A 13978-nucleotide genomic window follows, 5' to 3' on the forward strand; every position below is an offset into this window, starting at 1 on the left:
CGGTCTCTCCGACGCCACGTGAATCCTCCCACAGGCACCCGACGGCCGACCGGACGGTTCAGACCTGGACGGTCGTCACCGGCAACGTCGAGTCGGCCGCGATCCCGAGGTCGCTCGGCGCGTGCCCTTCGGCGACCAGGCGCGCCCCGACGGCCGCGATCATGGCGCCGTTGTCCGTGCACAGGTCGAACGGCGGGATCCGCAGCTGCACCCCGGCCGCCGCACAGCGTTCCTCGGCGACCTGCCGCAGCCGGGCGTTCGCGACGACACCGCCACCGAGCAGGAGCCGGTCGACGCCGGTGTCGCGGCAGGCGTTCAGGGCCTTGGTCAGCAGGACGTCGACGACGGCCTCGCGGAAGCTCGCCGCGACGTCGGCCACGGGCACCTCGCGCCCCTCGTCACGGCAGCGCTCCACCCAGCGGGCGACGGCGGTCTTCAGTCCCGAGAACGAGAAGTCGTAGCGGTGCGCGGCCAGGTCCTTCGGCAGCGTCAGGCCGCGGGGGAACCGGATGGCCTTCGGGTCGCCGTCGGCCGCGGCCCGGTCGATCTGCGGCCCGCCGGGGTACGGCAGACCGAGCAGCCGTGCGACCTTGTCGAACGCCTCGCCCGCGGCGTCGTCGATCGTCTCGCCGAGCAGTTCGACGTCGCCGACCAGGTCCTTCACGAGCAGCAGCGACGTGTGCCCGCCGGACACCAGCAGCGCCACCGTCGGGAGCTCGATGTCACTGCCGTCCGTGCGCAGGACGTCGGCACCGACGTGCCCGACCAGGTGGTTGACGCCGTACAGGGGCTTGCCGGTGGCGACGGCGAGCGCCTTCGCAGCCCCCACCCCGACCATGAGCGCACCCGCCAGACCGGGTCCGGCGGTGACGGCGACGGCGTCGAGTTCGTCGAGGGTGACCCCGGCCCGCTCGAGCGCCTCGTGGAGCGTGGGGGTCATCGCCTCGAGGTGGGCGCGTGCAGCGACCTCGGGCACGACACCGCCGTACCGGGCGTGCTCGTCCATGCTCGACGCGATGACGTTCGCGAGCAGGGTGCTCCCCCGCACGATGCCGACGCCGGTCTCGTCGCAACTCGTCTCGATGCCGAGCACCAGTGGTTCAGTCCCGCTCACCGAGGGCCTCCTGTCCGATGGGTCCGACGCCCGACGACCGCTCGGCGTCCGGGCCGGGCAGTTCCGCCCGCATCACCCACGCGTCGACGCCGTCCGGCTGGTAGTAGCGCGGCCGGGTCGCGATGTGCTCGAACCCGAACGCCGTGTACATCGACTGCGCGACCGGGTTGTCGGCGCGCACCTCGAGGAAGACCTCGCGCACACCACGGCGGCGGGCCTCGTCGAGGAGCTCTGTGAACAGCACCCGCCCGAGCCCCTTGCCGCGCTGGTCCGCAGCGACCGCGATGGTCTGCACGTCGGCGACCGGGTTGCCCGCCAGCGAGGTCAGTCCGGCGTACCCGACGACCAGCGGTGCCGCGTGTTCGTCGACGGTCTCGATGACGATGTAGTACCCGTGCGGCGAGTACAGCTCGCCGGACATCTGGGACGCCGACCAGGCGTCCGTCGGGAACGAGACGTGCTCGAGCCACATGATGTCGTCGAGGTCCTGCGGGTGCGCCCGCCGCAGGCGGAGCCCGTCCGGCAGGGTCACTGCTTCACCCGTTTCGGCGCACCCGGCACCGTGACGTCCGGTTCCCGCAGGTACAGGGGGGTGTCCTGGTCGAACCCCGTGCCGGACCGCAGGCGGTCCGCGGCGAGTGATCCGAGCCTCCAGGCAGGGATGGACAGGGCCGTCACGCGGTCCCAGCCCACCGCTTCGGGCCGGGAGGCACGGATCGCCTCGTCGAGATCGGCGGGCCTGGCGAGACCCGGACCCGCAACCCGCGTGCCGGTCTGGTCGTACGCGCTCCAGTAGACCTCGCGCCGGCGGGCGTCCGTCAGGACGACGAACGGTCCGTCCCGTCGGCCGTCGCGCTCGTCGGCCGCGACCGCGTCGTGGCTGACGAGCGGCAGGACGGGGACGCCGACCGCCGCGGCGAACGTGCGCGCGGCAGCGATGCCGACGCGCAGGCCGGTGAACGGGCCGGGGCCCATGCCGGCGACGACACCCGTGACGTCCGCGCCGGTGATGCCGGCCTCGGCGAGCGCCTCGGCCAGGAACGGTCCGATCACCTCGGCGTGCCGGCGGCTGTCCTCGGTGTCACGGGTCGCGAGGGCGTGGCCGGTGGCCGGGTCGACGACGGCCACGGACGTTCCGGCGGAGGTGTCGATGGCGAGGAGCACCCGTCCATCGTAGGCGGGGTGGGATCAGGTCTCGTCGAGGCTGCCAGCGACCGCGTTCCAGATCTCGTCGGCACGCCACCGCTCGCGTCCGCCTCGGCCCGAACGCCCCAGCGACCGGAGCCAGCCGTACTCCTCCGCGCGGCGGAGGAGGGACGAGGCCGTCGGCTGCGAGACGTCGAGCGCACGCCGGACGGACGTGACCGTCACGACCGGGTTCTTGAAGACCACGTCGACGAGCCCAGGGAGGGCCGAACGCTCCGTTCGCGAGGCCAGGCGGTACCGCTCGCGGATCTCGACGAGCTTCCGGATCCGTTCGGCGCTGTCGTTCGCCCGGACGGTCACCGCCTCCGCGAAGAACTGGATCCACTCGTCCACCTCCCCGCGCTCCCGGACAGCCTGCAACCGCTCGTAGTACTCCGTGCGGTGCCGTTCGAAGTAGCCCGAGATGTGCAGGATCGGCGCCGGCAGGATGCCGTCTGCGATGAGCGAGAAACCGATCAGGAGCCGGCCGATCCGGCCGTTACCGTCGAGGAACGGGTGCATCGTCTCGAACTGGTAGTGCAGCAGCGCACACTTCACGGTCACCGACATCGTGTCCAACCGTCCGTTCACGAACCGCTCCCAGTCGTCGAGCGTGTCCGGCAGGTGGTCCTGGTGCGGTGGGATGAAGCGTGCGGTTTCGGGTCGAGCGTTCGGTGATCCGATCCAGACCGGCGAGCGGCGGAGCTCTCCAGGAGACTTCTCGTCGCCGCGCACGTCGCGCATGAGGGTCTCGTGCAGCGCGCAGATGAACCGCTGCGTGATCGGCAGGTCCGCGAGGAGGTCGACGCCCTCGCGCGCCGCTCGGAGGTAGTTGTCGACCTCACGAAGGTCGTCGTCCAGAATCTCGTCGTCGTTCTCGACGCTGAGCACATCGCTCAGCGACGCTTGTGTGCCCTCGATCCGCGAGCTCGCAAGGGCTTCCTGTGCCATGGATGGGCCGAGCAGCAGTTCCGGCTCCTGCACGAGCTGCCCGAGTCCGGCCAACCGGCCGATGGCGATGTCGGCGCGTGACACCGCAGCGTTCGTCACGGGCTCGAGGACGAGTTCGCGTGGGAGGGGTGCAGGCAAGAAGTAGGCGTGCGGCCACTCGGACAACGGACGCGTCGTGAGCGTGCCGAACCGATCTGAACGGAAGCCTTCTCGGCGCATCTCCTCATCATAAGCAAAGTGCCCTCCGCCCTATAACTTCAGGTCGAACTTCCAAGCACCCGCACGTGGGGCGCGGGGACGTTTGATCCGTCGTGCTGTCTCGGGAGCGTCGCCCCGGCTCTGCAGATGGCCACCCGCAGGCGGCAGAAGCGTCACGAGACGGTCCCGGTCGGCTGAGCCGACGCGGGGCCGCGTGGCGCAGGTGTGGGACGCGGCGGCTCGTCGAAACGGACCGTGCTGGTGGGCGACGTCGCGCCCGTGCCCGTCGCGGCCTCGTCCGCTGCCTCTCGGAGGTGCCGCAGCCGTGACCGCACACCGCCGTCCTGGCGACGCAGGACGATCGCGACGTCCGCCACGGACATCCCCGCGGCCGTCATCGCCTCGAGCCCGGTGTCCTCCTGCTGCGTCCACGGCGCGTAGGCGGCGGGCCGGTCGAGCCGAGCAGCGTCGACCTGCGGGTTGCCGGTCGGTGCAGCCCGGACCGCCAGTGGGGACGACGGGTCGTCTGCTCCGGACGTCGTGGCGACGGCCGGCGCCGGCGTCGACTGCGGGCCGGTCGCCCGGACGTCCAGGCAGGCGACGGCGGTCACCGGATGGCGTGCCACGACCGCTCCTGCGGGCGACCGGAACACCAACTCGGTGTCGTCACGGTCCACCGTGCCGACCTCCACGTCGCTGAAGCCGCCGGTGTCGAGGACGATGCGCATGGTTCCCCCGTTCGCGCTGACCAGATCTGCTGCGAGGCTACCGGTCGCCGGCCGGTGCACGGTCGACGACCGCTCGACGGACACCCTCCACCGCCGCGGCGACCGCGCGCTCACGGGCCTCGGCGTCCTCGGTCTCGGAGTCGTGCACGAACACGGTGGCGCCCCGGCGGGCACCGCAGAAGTCGACGATCCCGTGCTCGACCTGCGTCCGGAGCGCCTCGGCGTACCCGTGCCGTTCGTACACGCCGGCGTCGTCGCCCGCGATCGGCACCAGGTGGACGGTGAGCCGTCCGAGCGCTCGACTGATGCCGCCGTCCGTGTCGACGACGAACGCCCAGCCGTTCACGAACACGCGGTCGATCCACCCCTTGAGCACCGCGGGCACGGACCACCACCAGACCGGGAACACGAGGACGAGGTCGGTGGCGCGGTCGATGCGCTGCTGCTCGGCGACGACGTCGGCCGGGGCGTCCGTGCCGGTCCGGTAGGTGTGCCGGTCGGCCAGCGTGAAGCGCGGGTCGAACCCCTCGGCCGCCAGGTCGGCGGTCTCGACCGTCCCGGCCGGCAGGGCGTCCCGCAGGCGAGCCGCGAGGTGGTGGGTGAGCGAGTCGGGGTCCGGGTGGGCGGTCACGATGAGCGTCGGCACACCGCATCCTCCCGGAGCCGGCTGGGCGGCACCGGGATGCCCGCTGTCGCCCGGCCGTGCCGGCTCACACCGCGGTCAGGTCGAGGGACCAGGCGACCTCGTGCGCGAGCTGCCCGGTCCGCCGGAACGACCGGACCTGGTGCGTGTCGGCCAGGGCGGCCGCCAGGTCGTCGCGGTCGGCGGCGGCGAACCCGAGCGACTGCCAGAACGGACCGGAGCGCCGCGAGAACAGCCATGCCCGTCCCGCGCCCGTGGTCGCGGCGTGGTCGACGGCGAAGCGTGCGAGCCGGGTGCCGTGGCCGAGCCCCCGGAGGTGCGGCGCCACCGCCACGCTGCGGACGAGCACGTGGACACCGTCGGCGCTCGTCTCGTACCCGGTGCTGCCGACCACGCGGCCGTCGTCGGCACGGTCGACCCACAGCCGGACGGTCGGCTCGAGACCGGCAGGGCCGAGGCCAGCACGGTCGAGCCCGGCGACGGTCAGGTCTGCACCGACGAGGAAGGTGCGGAGGTCCTCGACCGCACCGGTGTCCACGCGCTGCAGGGTCAGAGGTCGACGCCCGTCCACCGCGGGCCGGACGCGGTGACGACGACGCGGCGGGGCTCATCGGGGACGTCGTCGGGGTCGTCGGCCTCGGTGGTCCCGGAGGCGTCGGCACCGGTGGCCCGGGTGATCTCGACGTCGAGCACGCTGTCGCTGATGCCGTCGACCATGCCGCGGCCCCACTCGACGACGACGATCGATGCGTCCCAGTCGAGGTCGAGGTCGTCGAGCTCCACGGGGTCGGACAGCCGGTACGCGTCGACGTGCACCAGGTCCGGGCCGGCGGTGGTGGGGTGCGTCCGGGCGAGGACGAAGGTCGGGCTCGACACCTGGCCGCGCGCGCCGAGGGCAGCGCCGAGGCCACGGGTCAGTGTCGTCTTGCCGGCACCGAGCGGCCCGGTGAGCACGACCAGGTCACCGGCACGCAGGACCGCGGCCAACCGCGCTCCGAGTTCGCCCATCGCGTCGGTGCCGTCGACGGCCGTGTCGAGCAGGACGTGTGCGGCCTCGGTCACGACTGGTCGCCCCGCAGGTACTCCCCGACGCGTCCCTCGATGTCGTGGCCCTCGTAGAACCGAGGCACGCGGGTCCCGATGCGGCAGACGATCTCCTCGCCGATGGTGCCGAGCGAACGGCCCCAGTCGAGGACCGTCATCTCGTCGTGCTCGCCGGTGCCGAACAGCGTCACGGTGTCACCGGTCTGCACGTCGTCGTCGCCGACGTCGACGAGGAACTGGTCCATCGCGACGCGGCCGGCGATCGGGTAGCGCCTGCCGCCGATCGCGACCTCGATGCGGCCCTGCGCCAGACGGGGGACGCCGTCCGCGTACCCGACGGGCACGAGCGCGAGGGTGGTCTCCGAGGTGGTGCGGTACGTGTAGTCGTACGAGACGCCGGTGTCGACGGGGACCCGCTTCGTCTTGGCGACCGAGGCCGTCAGGGTCATCACGGGTTCGAGCCCGAGGTCGGCCGCCGAGACACCGTCGGCGCCGGGGATGCCGAACAGGTTCGCACCCATCCGGACCATGTCCTTGCGGAACTCCTTGCGCTCCAAGCCGGCGAGCGATGCGGCGACGTGCTCCATCGGGACGTCGAGCCCCAGGTCCTCGGCGATCTCGATCGCGGCGTCGAACACGGCGACTGCGGCGCTGTCCTCGTGGTCGGATGACTCGGCCAGGTGCGTGTACGCGGCGACGACCTCGATGCGGCCGTTCCGCTGGGCGTCGCGGGCGAGCTCGACGAGTGCGGGCCAGTCCGCCGGGGTCGCGCCGTCGCGGTGCAGTCCGGAGTCGACGCCGAGGTGCACCCGTGCCGGTCGCTGGTCGACGGCGTCGACGATGCGCTGCAGCTCGGCGACGTTCGAGACGCCGAGGTCGACAGCCGAGTCGATGGCGTCGCGGAAGTCGAGGTCCGGGTCGTGCTGCCAGGTGAACAGGTGGACGTCCTCGCCGACGCCGATCGACCGCAGGCGCAGGGCCGCGGGGACCGTGAGCACACCGATCCACCGGATGCCGGCGTCCACCGCGGCGAGCGCGATCGGTTCGAGGCCGTGCCCGTAGGCGTCGGCCTTCATGATCGCCATGACCGCGACGGGGTCCATCCACTCGCGGACCAGGTCGAGGTTCGCGCGGTAGGCGTCCAGGTCGATCCGTGCCTGGCGCAGGGGTGCGGAGCTCACGTCGTCCTCCGGTGCACGCTGTGGCCGACCCGGGCGACCACCTCGTAGTTGATGGTGCCGATCGCGGCGGCCCAGTCCTCGACCGCGGGGTCGCCGTTCGCCGGGTCGCCCCAGAGCACGGCTTCGTCGCCGATGCCGACGTCGGCGTCGCCGATGTCGACGTGCATGGCGTTCATCGCGACCCGTCCGACCACCGGGAACGTGCGGTCGCCGATCCGGACCGAGACCCGATTGCCGAAGTCGCGGTCGAACCCGTCGGCGTACCCGAGACCGATGACCGCGAGGCGGGTGTCGGTCGACGCCCGCCAGGTGTAGCCGTAGGACACGCCCTCACCGGCGCGGACGTCGACGGTGCGGAGCACGGCGGCGGTCACACGCATGGCCGGCCGGAGCCCGAGGTCGGCGGAGGTGCGGTCGGCGAACGGGCTCAGGCCGTACAGGGCGAGTCCGACGCGGGACAGGTCGCGGCGGGTCTCCGGCACGACGATGCTCGCGGCACTCGCGGCGAGGTGCACCAGGTCGGGTACGATCCCGTTCGCGGCGAGGCCGTCGAGCGCGCGCTGCAGTGCGGCGTCCTGGTCGAGGTCGTCCGTGCGCGACGCGTTGGACAGGTGCGACATCAGCCCCTCGACACGGGTGCGGTTGCCGCCCCTCGCCAGGGCCCCGGCGGTGGCGAAGAGCTCGGCCCACTCGGACTCGACCGCACCGTTGCGACTCAAGCCGGTGTCGACGCAGATGTGCACGGCACCGACCTCGGAGTCGGCAGCGGCCGACAGCTGCTCGACGCTCGACACCGCCGGGGTGATGTCGTACTGCGCCGCGCGGCGGAAGTCCTCGTCGGGGGCGTGCAGCCACGCGAGGATCCGGACCCCCTCGTCGATGCCGCCCTGGCGGAGCGCGACGGCTTCGTCGATGTCCGCGACGCCGAGCCACTCGGCACCGGCGTCCACGAAGGCCCGAGCGGCGTCGAGCGCGCCGTGGCCGTAGGCGTTGGCCTTGACCACCGCGATGACGCCGGACGGTGCGACCTGCTCGGCGATCGTCGCGTAGTTCTCGATCAGGGCCTCACGATCGACCGTGATCCCGGTGAACGCACTCACTGAACCGTCCCCTCCAGGACCACGAACGCGGTCGCGATCCCTCCATCATGCGAGAGCGACAGGTGCACGCTCGTCACGCCACGCGCATCCGCCACCTGTCGCGCCTGTTGGTGCAGCGTCAGCGACGGGTTGCGCTGGTCGTCCGACACGACCTCGAGGTCCTGCCAGCTGAGCCCCGCGCTGGACCCGAAGGCCTTGATCAGCGCTTCCTTTGCCGCGAACCGTGCCGCGAGTGACGCGATCGGCCGTGGTTCGCCGTCACGGACCTGCTCGGCCGGGGTGAACAGCCGCGCACGCATCGCCGGCGTGCGCGACAGCACCCGCTCGAACCGCTCCAGGTCCACCACGTCGACCCCGATGCCGATGATCATCGTGCGACTACTCGACGGTGACCGACTTCGCGAGGTTGCGCGGCTGGTCCACGTCGAGGCCCTTGGCCGCGGCGAGCTCCATGCCGAACATGTGCAGCGGCGCCACGGCGAGCAGCGGCTCGAACAGCGGGGTCGCGAGCGGGATCCGCAGGACCTCGTCCGCGAAGGGCAGCACGGCGGCGTCGCCCTCTTCCGCGATGGCGATCACCCGGGCACCGCGGGCGCGGATCTCCTGGATGTTCGAGACGACCTTCGGGTGCAGCGAGCGCGGGTCACGCGGGGACGGCACGATGACGAAGACGATCTGCCCCGGCTCGATGAGCGCGATCGGACCGTGCTTGAGCTCACCGGCGGCGAAGCCCTCGGCGTGGATGTACGCGAGTTCCTTGAGCTTGAGCGCACCCTCGAGCGCGATCGGGTAGCCGACGTGGCGGCCGAGGAACAGGACGCTGCGGGTGTCCGCCATCCAGCGCGCGAGGTCCTTGATGCCGGCTGCGTCGTCGATGGTCTGCTGCAACTTCGGGGCGAGGCCCTCGAGCTCCGCGACCTGCTCCGCGATCTGCTCGGTCGTGAGCGTGCCGCGCAGGGTGGCCAGGTGCAGTCCGAGCAGGTACAGCGCGACGCCCTGGGCGATGAAGGCCTTCGTCGAGGCCACGGCGACCTCGGGCCCGGCGTGCGTGTAGATCACGGCGTCGGACTCGCGCGGGATGGTCGCGCCCTGGGTGTTGCAGATCGACAGGACCTGCGCGCCCTGCTCACGGGCGTACTTGACGGCCATCAGCGTGTCCATGGTCTCGCCGGACTGGCTGATCGAGACGACGAGCGTGCGGTCGTTCAGCACCGGGTCGCGGTAGCGGAACTCGTGCGCGAGCTCGACCTCGACCGGGATGCGGGCCCACTGCTCGATGGCGTACTTGCCGAGGATGCCGGCGTAGGCAGCGGTGCCACAGGCGATCACGATGACGCGGTCGACGGTCGCCAGACGTTCGGCGATCGGGTCGAGGTCGGTCAGGGTCACGGCGCCGTCGTGCACGCGGCCGAGGATCGTCTTCGCGACGGCCTCGGGCTCCTCGCTGATCTCCTTCGCCATGAACGAGGACCACCCGCCCTTGTCGGCGGCGGAGGCGTCCCAGTTCACCTCGAACTCGCTCGGGGTGGCCGGGGTGCCGTCGAAGTGGATGACGTCGACGCCGTCGGGGCGGATCGTGGCGATCTCGTCCTGCCCGATCGACAGCGCACGCTGCGTGTAGGCGACGAACGCGGCGACGTCCGAGCCCATGAAGTTCTCGCCGTCACCGAGGCCGACCACGAGCGGGGAGTTGCGACGGGCGCCGACGACGACGCCGGGCTGGTCGGCGTGCACGACGAGGAGCGTGAACGCCCCGTCCAGTCGCTGCACGGCCTGCTGCATGGCGGCGGTCAGGTCACCGGTCTCGCGGAACGCCCGACCGACCAGGTGGGCGGCGACCTCGGAGTCGGTCTCGCTGCGGAACTCGATGCCCTCGGCCTGCAGTTCGGCGCGCAGCTCGGAGAAGTTCTCGATGATGCCGTTGTGGATGAGGGCGAGCTTGTCGCCGTCGGCCAGGTGCGGGTGCGCGTTGCCGTCGGTCGGGCCGCCGTGGGTCGCCCAGCGGGTGTGCCCGATGCCCGTGGTGCCGTCCGGGATCGGCGACGACTCGAGCTCGTCGACGAGGGCCTGGAGCTTGCCCGCCTTCTTGGCGGAGACGAGGTCCCCCGCGGGGTCGACCACGGCGATGCCCGCCGAGTCGTATCCGCGGTACTCGAGGCGACGGAGGCCACCGAGGAGGACGTCCTGGCTGCTGTTGCTGCCGACGTAGCCGACGATTCCACACATGGAAGCGATCCTACGGTCTGCCTGAGCGCGGACCCTGCGAAGCAGCAGGGCTGGGGATAACGTTTCGGCCATGGGACGCTTCGACGACATCGCCATCACCACGCTGCACGGCGAGGACACCACGTTCGGTTCGTTCGCGGACAAGGCGGTGCTGGTCGTGAACGTCGCGTCGCGGTGCGGTCTCGCCCCGCAGTACGAGCAGCTCGAGGCCCTCCAGAAGCAGTACGGCCCTCGGGGCTTCACGGTCCTCGGGTTCCCGAGCAACCAGTTCCTGCAGGAGCTCGGCTCGTCCGAGGCCATCGACGAGTACTGCTCCACCACGTGGGGCGTGACGTTCCCGATGTCCGAGAAGGTCAGGGTCAACGGCAAGAGCGCCCACCCTCTCTACCAGGCGCTGAAGGAGACCCCGGACGCCGACGGCAAGGCCGGACGGGTCAGCTGGAACTTCGAGAAGTTCCTCGTCGCCCCCGACGGCACCGTCTCGCGCTTCCGTCCGACCACGAAGCCGGACGCCCCCGAGGTGATCGCGGCCATCGAGGCCGCCCTGCCCGCCTGACGCACCGCGCCCTGCGGACGCACACCGAGCACTGGACGGGAGGCCCGGTGCAGGTGAGCCGGTCAGCTCACCTGCACCGGGCCTCCCGTCTGTACGCTCGTCCCCATGCCGATCCCGGAGACCGCCGTCGCGCACCCGACCCCGTTCGTGGAGATCCCGCGGCACGAGTGGTCGCAGCTCGCACCCAAGGAGCACCTGTCGCTCACCGAGACCGAGGTCGTGCAGCTGCGCGGGCTCGGCGACCGGTTGGACATGCAGGAGGTGCAGGAGGTCTACCTCCCGTTGTCGCGACTGCTCACGCTGTACGCCGCCGGAGCCCGCGACCTGCACGCCGAGACGAGCCGGTTCCTGGGTGAGCGAGCCGGACGCACGCCGTTCGTCATCGGTGTCGCCGGGTCCGTCGCCGTCGGCAAGTCGACCGTCGCCCGTCTGCTGCGCGAACTGACGAAGCGCTGGCCGGACACCCCTCGGGTCGAGCTCGTGACGACCGACGGCTTCCTGTACCCGAACGCCGAGCTCGAGCGTCGGGGGATCATGGACCGCAAGGGCTTCCCGGAGTCGTACGACCGTCGCTCCCTGCTGCGCTTCGTGAGCCAGGTGAAGAGCGGCGCGACCGAGGTCCGGGCGCCGTACTACTCGCACCTGGTCTACGACATCGTTCCGGACGCTGAGATCGTCGTCCGACAGCCGGACATCCTCATCGTCGAGGGGCTGAACGTCCTCGCCCCACCGGTGCACGGGCGGCTCGCACTGTCCGACCTGTTCGACTTCACGATCTACGTCGACGCGAAGACCAAGGACATCGAGTCCTGGTACGTCGACCGCTTCCTCGCCCTGCAGGAAGAGGCGTTCTCGAGCCCCGACTCGTTCTTCCACCGGTTCGCGTCGCTCTCACGCGAGGACGCGGTCGAGACGGCGACGCAGGTGTGGCGGGCGATCAACGAGCCGAACCTGCTCGAGAACGTCCTGCCCACGCGCTCCCGCGCGACCCTGGTGCTGAAGAAGGGCGCGAACCACAAGGTGAACTCGGTCCTGCTCCGCAAGATCTGAGCTGGGGGCCGCCCGGAACCAGGTTCCGGACACCACACCACGGAAGAACGCGGTGCTGTGCCCGGAACCAGGTTCCGTGAGCGGCGGAGGGGAACCCTACGCGGCGTCGAGCGCCAAGCGCTCCTGCACGACGGCGGCGAGCTCCTCGGCGATGCGCTGGGCGTCGTCCTGCGAAGCGGCCTCGACCATCACACGCACCACGGGCTCGGTGCCGGACGGGCGGAGCAGCACGCGACCGGTGTCGCCGAGTGCCGCGGACGCCGCAGTCACGGCGTCCTGCACGCCCTGGTCGGCGAGACCGTGACGGTCGACGCCCCGGACGTTGAGCAGGACCTGCGGGAACACCGTCATGCACGAGGCGAGCTCCTGCAGGGACTTCCCCGTGCGCGCCATCTCGGCGACCAGGTGCAACCCGGTCAGGATGCCGTCGCCCGTGGTGGCGTACTCGTTGAAGATGATGTGGCCGGACTGCTCGCCACCGATGGAGTAGTCACCCTCGGTCATCTTCTCGAGCACGTACCGGTCACCCACGCCGGCTTCGATCACGGTGATGCCCGCGTCGGCCATCGCCCGCTTGAGCCCGAGGTTGGACATGACCGTCGCGACGAGGGTGTCGTCCTTCAGCCGACCGCGTTCCTGCAGCGACAGTGCCAGGATCGCCATGATCTGGTCACCGTCGATGGCGTTGCCCGCGGCGTCCACGGCCAGGCAGCGGTCCGCGTCGCCGTCGTGCGCGATGCCGACGTCCGCGCCGTGCTCGAGCACCGCCCGGGCGAGGTTGTCGATGTGGGTCGAACCGACACCGTCGTTGATGTTCCAGCCGTCGGGCTCGGCACCGATGAGCGTGACGCGTGCCCCGGCGTTCACGAACACCTCGGGCGAGACGCCGGCGGCGGCACCGTTCGCGCAGTCGAGCACGACGTGGATCCCGTCGAGCCGGTGCGGCAGCGTGCCGAGCAGGTGGACGACGTAGCGGTCCTCGGCGTCGGCGAACCGCGAGATGCGCCCGACGTCGATGCCGGTGGGGGTCGGCGCGGAGTGGTCGTGCATGGCCGCCTCGATGCGGTCCTCGACCTCGTCCGGCAGCTTGCGACCACCCGTGGCGAAGAACTTGATCCCGTTGTCCGGGGCGGGGTTGTGCGACGCGGAGATCATCACGCCGAAGTCGGCGTCGATGTCCGCGACGAGGAACGCCGCAGCGGGGGTGGGGATGACCCCGGCGTCGAGGACGTCGACGCCGGCGGAGGCGAGTCCGGCCGCGACAGCGGAACCGAGGAACTCACCGGAGACGCGCGGGTCGCGCGCCAGGACCGCGCGCGGGCGCGGCCGACCAGACGCCCGGCGGGCGTCGGCATGGTGTCCGTGTGTGAGGACGGCCGCGCTCGCCTGGGCAAGACCCAGTGCGAGCGCGGCCGTCAGCTCGCCGTTGGCGAGACCACGAACCCCGTCGGTACCGAACAGACGCGGCATTGCGATCTTCAGCCGGTGACGACTAGCGCTTCGAGAACTGCGAAGCCTTGCGGGCCTTCTTGAGACCGGCCTTCTTGCGCTCGATGACGCGGGCGTCACGGGTGAGGAAGCCGGCCTTCTTGAGGGTCGCGCGGTTGTTCTCGCGGTCGATCTCGTTCAGGGTGCGGGCGATGGCGAGGCGGAGTGCACCGGCCTGACCCGAGGGGCCGCCACCGGTGATGCGGGCGACGACGTCGTACGAGCCGAGGAGCTCGAGGACCTTGAACGGGTCGTTGATGAGCTGCTGGTGCAGCTTGTTCGGGAAGTAGTCCTCGAGCGAGCGACCGTTCACGACGAACGTGCCGGAGCCCGGAACGAGGCGAACGCGCGCGATGGCCTCCTTGCGGCGCCCGACGGCACCGCCGGAGACGTTGAGGATCTGACGGGGAGCGGCCTCGGCAGCGGCGGGTGCGCTCTCCGTGGTGAAGCTCTCCGGGGTCTGGTCGAGGGAATCAGCGATCTGAGCCATGAGTTTCTCTATGTCCTTGAAGTC

16 protein-coding genes are annotated in these 13978 nt (G+C 71.2%); 2 read left to right on the plus strand and 14 right to left on the minus strand.

Annotation, left to right across the window (positions count from 1 at the left end):
* Positions 1-58: 58 nt before the first annotated feature.
* From tsaD to glmS, 12 genes are all read right to left on the minus strand, one after another.
* Positions 59-1114, minus strand: a complete 1056-nt coding sequence (gene tsaD / locus ACGH48_RS17365) for a tRNA (adenosine(37)-N6)-threonylcarbamoyltransferase complex transferase subunit TsaD (protein WP_222658772.1) — start codon at positions 1112-1114, stop codon at positions 59-61.
* Positions 1101-1646: a ribosomal protein S18-alanine N-acetyltransferase gene (rimI, locus tag ACGH48_RS17370; protein ID WP_396289524.1), complete on the minus strand. Its 546-nt coding sequence runs from the start codon at positions 1644-1646 to the stop codon at positions 1101-1103. Before rimI ends, tsaD begins: the two co-directional genes overlap by 14 nt.
* On the minus strand, positions 1643-2278 hold the full coding sequence (gene tsaB, locus ACGH48_RS17375) for a tRNA (adenosine(37)-N6)-threonylcarbamoyltransferase complex dimerization subunit type 1 TsaB (RefSeq protein ID WP_396289525.1): 636 nt from the start codon (positions 2276-2278) through the stop codon (positions 1643-1645). The genes rimI and tsaB overlap by 4 nt, the downstream gene beginning before the upstream one ends.
* Positions 2279-2302: 24 nt before the next feature.
* The gene (locus ACGH48_RS17380) at positions 2303-3469 is read right to left on the minus strand and encodes a Fic family protein (RefSeq protein ID WP_396289526.1); all 1167 of its coding nucleotides are present in this window, start codon (positions 3467-3469) and stop codon (positions 2303-2305) included.
* A gap of 152 nt (positions 3470-3621) precedes the next feature.
* Positions 3622-4176 (minus strand): hypothetical protein, encoded by a 555-nt coding sequence (locus ACGH48_RS17385; protein ID WP_396289527.1) that lies wholly within the window; start codon positions 4174-4176, stop codon positions 3622-3624.
* A gap of 37 nt (positions 4177-4213) precedes the next feature.
* On the minus strand, positions 4214-4822 hold the full coding sequence (locus ACGH48_RS17390; RefSeq protein ID WP_396289528.1) for an NAD(P)H-dependent oxidoreductase: 609 nt from the start codon (positions 4820-4822) through the stop codon (positions 4214-4216).
* Between the two features lie 64 nt (positions 4823-4886).
* Complete coding sequence (locus tag ACGH48_RS17395; RefSeq protein ID WP_396289531.1) at positions 4887-5357, minus strand: GNAT family N-acetyltransferase; 471 nt, start codon at positions 5355-5357, stop codon at positions 4887-4889.
* 11 nt (positions 5358-5368) lie between these two features.
* Complete coding sequence (gene tsaE / locus ACGH48_RS17400; RefSeq protein ID WP_260232980.1) at positions 5369-5881, minus strand: tRNA (adenosine(37)-N6)-threonylcarbamoyltransferase complex ATPase subunit type 1 TsaE; 513 nt, start codon at positions 5879-5881, stop codon at positions 5369-5371.
* Positions 5878-7044 carry an alanine racemase gene (gene alr / locus ACGH48_RS17405; protein WP_396289532.1) on the minus strand — a complete coding sequence of 389 codons (1167 nt, stop codon included), beginning with the start codon at positions 7042-7044 and terminating at the stop codon, positions 5878-5880. Before alr (ACGH48_RS17405) ends, tsaE begins: the two co-directional genes overlap by 4 nt.
* Positions 7041-8144, minus strand: coding sequence for an alanine racemase (gene alr, locus ACGH48_RS17410; protein ID WP_396289533.1), 1104 nt, complete (start codon positions 8142-8144; stop codon positions 7041-7043). Before alr (ACGH48_RS17410) ends, alr (ACGH48_RS17405) begins: the two co-directional genes overlap by 4 nt.
* Positions 8141-8515 carry a holo-ACP synthase gene (locus ACGH48_RS17415; RefSeq protein WP_123311770.1) on the minus strand — a complete coding sequence of 125 codons (375 nt, stop codon included), beginning with the start codon at positions 8513-8515 and terminating at the stop codon, positions 8141-8143. The genes alr (ACGH48_RS17410) and ACGH48_RS17415 overlap by 4 nt, the downstream gene beginning before the upstream one ends.
* A 7-nt stretch (positions 8516-8522) precedes the next feature.
* Positions 8523-10370: a glutamine--fructose-6-phosphate transaminase (isomerizing) gene (gene glmS / locus ACGH48_RS17420; protein ID WP_123311768.1), complete on the minus strand. Its 1848-nt coding sequence runs from the start codon at positions 10368-10370 to the stop codon at positions 8523-8525.
* Between the two features lie 70 nt (positions 10371-10440).
* Here glmS and ACGH48_RS17425 point away from each other — a divergent pair, with 70 nt between their 5' ends.
* Positions 10441-10926 (plus strand): glutathione peroxidase, encoded by a 486-nt coding sequence (locus ACGH48_RS17425; protein ID WP_123311766.1) that lies wholly within the window; start codon positions 10441-10443, stop codon positions 10924-10926.
* Between the two features lie 105 nt (positions 10927-11031).
* Entirely contained in the window at positions 11032-11976 is a 945-nt protein-coding gene (gene coaA / locus ACGH48_RS17430) for a type I pantothenate kinase (protein ID WP_123311764.1), read from the plus strand.
* 96 nt (positions 11977-12072) lie between these two features.
* Here the strand turns inward: coaA and glmM are convergent, their stop codons facing one another.
* Entirely contained in the window at positions 12073-13446 is a 1374-nt protein-coding gene (gene glmM / locus ACGH48_RS17435; protein ID WP_123311762.1) for a phosphoglucosamine mutase, read from the minus strand.
* A gap of 22 nt (positions 13447-13468) precedes the next feature.
* Positions 13469-13954, minus strand: coding sequence for a 30S ribosomal protein S9 (gene rpsI, locus ACGH48_RS17440; protein ID WP_111083442.1), 486 nt, complete (start codon positions 13952-13954; stop codon positions 13469-13471).
* Positions 13955-13978: the final 24 nt, after the last annotated feature.

Source organism: Curtobacterium pomorum (assembly GCF_044497295.1).
Classification (GTDB): Bacteria; Actinomycetota; Actinomycetes; order Actinomycetales; family Microbacteriaceae; genus Curtobacterium.

Bases quoted from the DNA above. Each gene is read 5' to 3' on its own strand.
- ACGH48_RS17415 (WP_123311770.1), bottom strand. From the start codon at position 8,515: ATGATCATCGGCATCGGGGTCGACGTGGTGGACCTGGAGCGGTTCGAG.
- coaA (WP_123311764.1), top strand. From the start codon at position 11,032: ATGCCGATCCCGGAGACCGCCGTCGCGCACCCGACCCCGTTCGTGGAG.
- rpsI (WP_111083442.1), bottom strand. From the start codon at position 13,954: ATGGCTCAGATCGCTGATTCCCTCGACCAGACCCCGGAGAGCTTCACC.
- ACGH48_RS17380 (WP_396289526.1), bottom strand. From the start codon at position 3,469: ATGCGCCGAGAAGGCTTCCGTTCAGATCGGTTCGGCACGCTCACGACG.
- ACGH48_RS17425 (WP_123311766.1), top strand. From the start codon at position 10,441: ATGGGACGCTTCGACGACATCGCCATCACCACGCTGCACGGCGAGGAC.
- ACGH48_RS17385 (WP_396289527.1), bottom strand. From the start codon at position 4,176: ATGCGCATCGTCCTCGACACCGGCGGCTTCAGCGACGTGGAGGTCGGC.
- glmS (WP_123311768.1), bottom strand. From the start codon at position 10,370: ATGTGTGGAATCGTCGGCTACGTCGGCAGCAACAGCAGCCAGGACGTC.
- glmM (WP_123311762.1), bottom strand. From the start codon at position 13,446: ATGCCGCGTCTGTTCGGTACCGACGGGGTTCGTGGTCTCGCCAACGGC.